This window comes from Streptomyces sp. CT34 (assembly GCF_000805335.1).
Taxonomy (GTDB): Bacteria; Actinomycetota; Actinomycetes; order Streptomycetales; family Streptomycetaceae; genus Streptomyces.
In genome coordinates this window covers 5,544,447-5,551,100 of sequence record NZ_KN708638.1, presented here as the reverse complement: position 1 = coordinate 5,551,100, position 6,654 = coordinate 5,544,447, and the positions used below count along the sequence as shown (strand labels likewise).

Genomic DNA, 6,654 nt, shown 5'->3' with positions numbered 1-6,654 from the left:
GTCGCCGTATCCGATCCGCCCGGTGCCGCGGTCAGCGGCGGGCGACGCCCTCCGCGCGGGCGGCGGCGGCCACCGCCGCGGTGACGGCCGGGGCGACCCGCTCGTCGAACGGCGAGGGGATGACGCGGTCGGCGCCGAGCTCGTCGGCGACGACGGCGGCCAGCGCCTCGGCGGCGGCGAGCTTCATGCCCTCGGTGATCTGCGAGGCGCGCACCTGCATCGCGCCGGCGAAGATGCCGGGGAAGGCGAGCACGTTGTTGATCTGGTTCGGGAAGTCGCTGCGGCCGGTGGCGACGACGGCCGCGTACTTGTGGGCGACCTCCGGGTGGATCTCCGGGTTGGGGTTGGCCATCGCGAAGATCAGCGAGTCCTTCGCCATCTTCGCCACCGCCTCCTCCGGCACGGTGCCGCCGGAGACCCCGATGAAGACGTCGGCGCCGTCCAGCGCGGCCTCCAGCGTGCCCGTCAGGCCCGCCTTGTTGGTGAAGCCGGCCAGCTCGCGCTTGACGTCCGTGAGGTCCTCGCGGTCCGCCGAGACGACGCCCTTGCGGTCGCACACCGCGACATCGCCGATGCCGGCGTTGATGAGGATCTTGGCGATGGCGACACCGGCCGCGCCGGCACCCGAGATGACCGCCCGCAGCTCGCCGAGCTCGCGCCGGGTGAGCTTGGCGGCGTTGCGCAGCGCGGCGAGGGTGACCACCGCGGTGCCGTGCTGGTCGTCGTGGAAGACCGGGATGTCCAGCCGCTCCTGGAGCCTGCGCTCGATCTCGAAGCACCGCGGTGCCGAGATGTCCTCCAGGTTGACGCCGCCGAAGGACGGCGCCAGCCGCGCGACGGTGTCCACGATCTCGTCGGTGTCGGTGGTGGCGAGCGCGATCGGGACCGCGTCCACGCCGCCGAACTGCTTGAAGAGGATGGCCTTGCCCTCCATCACGGGGAGCGAGGCCTCCGGGCCGATGTCGCCCAGGCCCAGCACCGCGGTGCCGTCCGTGACCACGGCCACGACCTGGGACTTCCATGTGTAGTCGTGCACGAGCTCGGGCTGCTCGGCGATGGCGCTGCACACCTTGGCGACACCCGGCGTGTAGGCGAGGGACAGGTCGTCCCGGTCGCGCACCGGCACGGTCGCCTGGATGGCCATCTTGCCGCCGCGATGCAGCGCGAAGGCCGGGTCGAAGAACTCGCCGGACGTGGTGTCCGGGTCTTCCGCGCCCGTTTCGCTGTCGCTGCGAGGATTGACGATCTCCGCTGCCACTTTGTCTGACCCCTTTGTCGTAAATCTGTTGAGGGTGGCCACTCCCTGGTTGGGGGGTGGGCGGGCACCGCGTCCGCGCCCTGCTCGGTGGATAGCCGCCGCGCGGGGGGAGGTACGGACGCCGGGCGCGCCGCACACGCGCCCTGAGCCCCGGATGAGGGGTGTAACGACCCTTTCTACCGGACGGGCATGGGAGCCGACGAGTTAGATTCGTTACCTCCGAGTACAAGGCTCCGACAATAGCGACGGAATGCCGGAAATCGCCGAAGATCCCCCGCGGCTGTCCGGAATTCGAGACATCACCGGCCCTTGACGCGCCTCTCACGCCCCGCCCGCACCCGTCTCCCCCTGCACCGCAAGGGCGCGGTCGCGCCTCGCCCGTCCGTTATCCGATTTTGACCTCTCCGGCAGTCCGAATACCGGAGATCGGATGGCAAGATTCCGTCACCGATCGACGTCGCGACGCTCAAAGGTGCCCAAAGGTGTGTGCCCGCCCCTTTCTCACCCACTCATCGGCTGCTCACACTGGCACGTCGGTTAACCATCCGCAGGAGGATCAGCATGACCGCAGACACCACCCGTCGCGCGGCGGCCGGCAGGTTCGGCAGGTTCGGTAGGTCCGCGACGGCCACCGCCTCCATAGCCACGGTCACCGCCTCGCTGCTGCTGCTCAGCGCGTGTGGTGACCAGACCCAGGAGGCCAAGGCCCGGCGGGCGGCGCAGAAGAACCGCAACACCCATGCACCGCTGTTCAAGATGCTGCCGAAGGATGTCCAGGACAAGGCCATGCTGCAGGTCGGTTCGGACATCACGTACAAGCCGGTGGAGTACCGCTCGAACGGCGCGGTCGCGGGCATCGATCCGGACCTCGCGGACGCGATCGGCAAGGAACTGGGCATCAAGCTCAACTTCAACAACGCCACCTTCGACACCCTCATGGGCGGCCTGAAGTCCAAGCGCTACGACATCGCGATGTCGGCGATGACGGACACCAAGGACCGCCAGCAGGGCATCGACAGCAACACCGGAAAGAAGATCGGCGAGGGCGTCGACTTCGTCGACTACCTCAACGTCGGCGTCTCGCTCTACACGCAGAAGGGCAAGACCAACGGCGTCGACAGCTGGGAGACGATGTGCGGCAAGAAGCTCGCCGTACAGCGCGGCACGGTCTCCGACGACCTGGCCAAGGACAAGTCCAAGTCCTGTGAGACCAGCGGCCAGCAGCCCATCTCCATCGAGGCGTTCGACAACGACTCCGAGGCCCAGACCCGGCTGCGTACCGGCGGTGTGGACGCGGTCTCCAGCGACTACCCGGTCGCGGCGTACGCGGTGAAGGTCTCCGGCGGCGGCAACGACTTCCAGCTGGTCGGCGGTGCCCCGCTCAAGGCGGCGCCGTACGGCATCGCGGTCCCCAAGGACCAGCAGCAGCTGCGCGACGCGCTCAAGGCGGCCGTGCAGCTCGCGATCAAGAACGGCTCGTACGCCAAGGTCCTCCAGAAGTGGGACGTCAAGGACGCCGCGGTCAAGGACGTGCAGCTCAACGGCGGCTCCTGAGCCCGCGGTCGACACCCTCCGCCGCCCCGCACCAACCGCTCCGCGCAACTCCGCCGAATGCTGAAAGGCAACATCCGTGTCAGTTGACGTCGACAAGCCGGCCGAACCGCCGGCCGCCCCTCCGCCGGCCCAGCCCGAGCCCATCAAAGCCATCCCGGTCCGCCACTACGGGCGCTGGGTCGCCGCGCTCGTCGTCATCGCGCTGCTGGTGCTGCTGGGCCGCGCCTTCGCCTCCGGGAAGGTCAACTGGGGCGCGATACCGGACTACATGTTCAACGCGGACATCCTCAAGGGTCTGCGCAACACCCTGTGGATCACGCTGCTGGCCATGGTCATCGGCATCGTGCTGGGCGTGATCCTCGCCGTCATGCGGCAGTCGAAGAACCCGGTGACCTCGACGGTCGCGTGGTTCTACATCTGGTTCTTCCGCGGCACCCCGGTCTACGTCCAGCTGTTCCTGTGGTTCAACCTCGGCCTGGTCTTCCAGTACATCGACATCATGCCGATCTACAAGGACGAGTGGTCGGACTTCATGACCCCGTTCCTGTGCGCGCTGCTGGGCCTGGGCCTCAACGAGGCCGCGTACATGGCCGAGATCTGCCGGGCCGGCCTGAACGCCGTCGACGAGGGCCAGACCGAGGCGGCGCACGCGCTCGGCATGAGCCACGCCAAGACGCTGCGCCGGATCATCGTGCCGCAGGCGATGCGGGTGATCGTGCCGCCGACCGGCAACGAGGTCATCAACATGCTCAAGACCTCGTCCCTGGTCATCGCCGTCCAGTATTACGACCTGCTCCAGGCCGCGCAGAACGTCGGCCGGGACTCCGGTGTCGTGGTCGAGATGCTGATCCTGGCCGCCGCCTGGTACCTGATCGCCACGACGGTGCTGAGCATCGGCCAGTTCTACCTGGAGCGCTACTACGCCCGCGGCTCCAGCCGCCAGCTTCCGCCCACCCCGTTCCAGCGCGCCAAGGCGAAGCTGGCCGGCCTGAACCGCGCCGGAGGTGCGGCATGAGCAGCAGCAGCAAGTCCGGTACCCCGATGGTCAGGGCCGAGGGCGTGCACAAGTCCTTCGGCGCGGCCCACATCCTCAAGGGCATCGACCTGGAGGTGGCGCCCCGGGAGGTCTTCTGCCTGATCGGCCCGTCCGGCTCCGGCAAGTCGACGTTCCTGCGCTGCATCAACCACCTGGAGAAGATCAACGCCGGCCGGCTGTCGGTGGACGGCGAACTGGTCGGCTACCGCGAGCACCACGGCAAGCTCTACGAGCTGCGCGACCGCGAGGTCGCCGCCCGCCGCCGCGACATCGGCATGGTCTTCCAGCGCTTCAACCTCTTCCCGCACATGACCGCGGTGGAGAACATCATGGAGGCGCCGGTCCAGGTCAAGGGCGAGTCCAAGGCGTCCGCGCGGGAGCGGGCGACCAAGCTGCTGGACCGGGTGGGCCTGGCCGACAAGGCCGGCAACTACCCCTCGCAGCTCTCCGGCGGGCAGCAGCAGCGGGTGGCGATCGCCCGCGCGCTGGCCATGGAGCCCAAGCTGATGCTCTTCGACGAGCCGACCTCGGCCCTCGACCCGGAGCTGGTCGGCGACGTCCTGGACGTCATGAAGGACCTGGCCGCGGACGGTATGACGATGGTCGTGGTGACCCACGAGATGGGCTTCGCCCGCGAGGTCGGCGACTCGCTGGTCTTCATGGACGACGGTGTGGTGGTCGAGTCCGGCCACCCGCGCGACGTCCTGACCAACCCGCAGCACGAGCGGACCCAGTCGTTCCTGTCCAAGGTCCTCTGAGTCCGCCGAGTCGCCGGGTCCCCGCGGAACGGCGCGGCGGGCGGCACCCCCGGGGGTGCCGCCCGCCGCGGTTCGCCGCCGCGACCGCTCCGGCTACTTCAGCGCCAGCACGAGGCTGTCCGTCGGCGACGCCCACACGGCACGCGCCTCCGCGAAGCCCGCCTCGCGCAGCACCTGGGCGTGCCACCGCACGGAGGGGGTGTCGCCGTCCGCGTGCTCACCGTAGATCCCGAAGCGCTCGGCGGTCGGCCCGGCCAGCAGCGGATCGGCGGCGGCCAGCTGCCACCACTCGGCCCAGTCGACCGCGCCGGCTTCCTTGGCCCGGTCCATCCGCGCGTGCCGGAACGCCCGCTCGGCGGCGTTGATCCGCGGCGTGGAATCGTCGGGCATGTGGTCGGCGTTGAGGAACACCCCGCCGTCCCGGACGAGCCCGCCCAGCTGCCCGTAGAGCCCCCGCAGGTCCTCGGTGTGCAGCCAGTGCAGCGCCGTAGCGGTCAGCACCGCGTCGTAGGAGTCGTGCGGCAGGTGCGCGGTCCACCGCGGGTCCTTGAGGTCGGCCCGGACGAAACGGACCCGGTCCTCGCCCTCGAAGTAGCCCTGGGCGATGGCCAGCAGGGCCGGGTCCAGGTCGACGCCCACGCTCTCCGCCTTCGGGAACCTCTTCAGCAGCCGGTCGGAGATGCTGCCGGTGCCGCAGGCCAGATCGAGCACCCGGGGCTCGGGGCCCACCAGCGCCTCGACCATGTCGAGCATCACCCGGAACCGTTCCTCACGGTCGGGCAGGTACCACTCCTGCTGCCGGTCCCAACTGTCCTGCCACGCCTGCCAGTCGTTGCCCATGGTGGTCTCCGTCATCACAACCCCCTCGGCCCGTAATACCCTCGTAGCGACAACACCCATTACGAATGCTCGCCCCGCACTCTAGACGCGCCCCCGTAAGGACTACAAGTGGAACTGGCCTATTACTCGGACTACGCCGTGCGACTGGTCAACACCGAGCAGCCCGAGCGCGGCGCGGACACCCTCACCTCGGTCGACGCGGTCCGCGAACTCTTCGGCCCCGCCCAGCAGGCAGCCCGGCGCGCCGCCGACAGCGACGTGACCCGGCTGCGCCAGGTGCGCACCCGGCTGCGCGCCGTCTTCGAAGCCGCCGACCGCGGCGACGAGGTGCTGGCGGTGGACCTGCTCAACGCGCTGATGATGGAGTTCCCGGTCAGCCCGCAGATCTCCGGCCACGAGTACCGGGACGACGACGGCCGCCCCAAGTGGCACCTGCACATCGCCGACCACGCGGCCAACGCCACCGCCGGCTACACCGCGACCGCCTGCATGGGCCTGGCCTTCCACCTCACGGAGCTGGGCGTGGACCGCCTGGGCATCTGCGAGGCGCGGCCGTGCCGCAACGCCTACCTCGACACCTCGACCAACCGGTCCCGGCGCTACTGCTCCGACCGCTGCGCCACCCGCGCCAACGTCGCCGCCTACCGCGCCCGCAAGCGCCTGGAGAGCGAACGCACCGGCCGCACCGCCGACCAGGCCCAGGCGGCCACCGCCCGCGGCGAGCGCTGAACCCCGCGCGGCGGCCGGATCCGCACCCAGGCGCGGGCGACCACCAACTCGTCGGGCACCGCCCCGAACTCCCGGCTGTCGTTCTCGACATACGGGTTGTCGCCGCGCACCCACCAGCCACCGTCCCGGCGCTCCACCGCCCGCTTGACGATCAGCAGGTCCTGCCGGAACGGGTGCCGCAGCACGACCACGTCGCCGGGCCGCACCGCGGCCCCGTACTGCACCACCAGCCGGTCCCCCGGCAGGAGCGCCGGCACCATCGACGGGTTGTAGACCTCGGCCAGCCCGAAGGACCGCAGCAGCCCGCCGCGCGCCGGCGCCGCGCCGCCGCTGTCCTGATCCGGCTCCCGCACCCGCTCCGGCATCCCGTACCTCCCGGTCCCGCCCCGGTTCGACCCCTTCACCGGTCCATCCTCCATCAGTCGCGACCCGGCACCGGACTTTTGCCCTAAGACCCCCGGGCCACCCGAGAAAAGCCT

At 70.1% G+C, this 6,654-nt stretch carries 7 protein-coding genes; 4 read left to right on the top strand and 3 right to left on the bottom strand.

Features of this window, described 5'->3' with window-relative positions; translation table 11 throughout:
- Window positions 1-31 precede the first annotated feature (31 nt).
- Entirely contained in the window at window positions 32-1,258 is a 1,227-nt protein-coding gene (locus tag RZ84_RS24335; protein WP_043266071.1) for an NAD(P)-dependent malic enzyme, read from the bottom strand.
- A gap of 561 nt (window positions 1,259-1,819) precedes the next feature.
- On the opposite strand from RZ84_RS24335, the gene RZ84_RS24330 reads away from it, so the two are divergent.
- From RZ84_RS24330 to RZ84_RS24320, 3 genes are all read left to right on the top strand, one after another.
- Window positions 1,820-2,812, top strand: a complete 993-nt coding sequence (locus tag RZ84_RS24330; protein WP_043266070.1) for an ABC transporter substrate-binding protein — start codon at window positions 1,820-1,822, stop codon at window positions 2,810-2,812.
- A 76-nt stretch (window positions 2,813-2,888) separates the two neighbouring features.
- Window positions 2,889-3,827, top strand: a complete 939-nt coding sequence (locus RZ84_RS24325; RefSeq protein WP_043266069.1) for an amino acid ABC transporter permease — start codon at window positions 2,889-2,891, stop codon at window positions 3,825-3,827.
- 26 nt (window positions 3,828-3,853) lie between these two features.
- Window positions 3,854-4,606, top strand: a complete 753-nt coding sequence (locus tag RZ84_RS24320) for an amino acid ABC transporter ATP-binding protein (RefSeq protein ID WP_043270723.1) — start codon at window positions 3,854-3,856, stop codon at window positions 4,604-4,606.
- 93 nt (window positions 4,607-4,699) lie between these two features.
- On the opposite strand, the gene RZ84_RS24315 is transcribed toward RZ84_RS24320, so the two are convergent.
- The gene (locus RZ84_RS24315; RefSeq protein ID WP_043266068.1) at window positions 4,700-5,461 is read right to left on the bottom strand and encodes a class I SAM-dependent methyltransferase; all 762 of its coding nucleotides are present in this window, start codon (window positions 5,459-5,461) and stop codon (window positions 4,700-4,702) included.
- 93 nt (window positions 5,462-5,554) lie between these two features.
- On the opposite strand from RZ84_RS24315, the gene RZ84_RS24310 reads away from it, so the two are divergent.
- Window positions 5,555-6,175: a CGNR zinc finger domain-containing protein gene (locus tag RZ84_RS24310; RefSeq protein WP_043266067.1), complete on the top strand. Its 621-nt coding sequence runs from the start codon at window positions 5,555-5,557 to the stop codon at window positions 6,173-6,175.
- On the opposite strand, the gene sodX is transcribed toward RZ84_RS24310, so the two are convergent.
- Entirely contained in the window at window positions 6,088-6,540 is a 453-nt protein-coding gene (gene sodX / locus RZ84_RS24305) for a nickel-type superoxide dismutase maturation protease (RefSeq protein ID WP_043266066.1), read from the bottom strand. The two genes, RZ84_RS24310 and sodX, sit on opposite strands and share 88 nt — an antisense overlap.
- Window positions 6,541-6,654 lie beyond the last annotated feature (114 nt).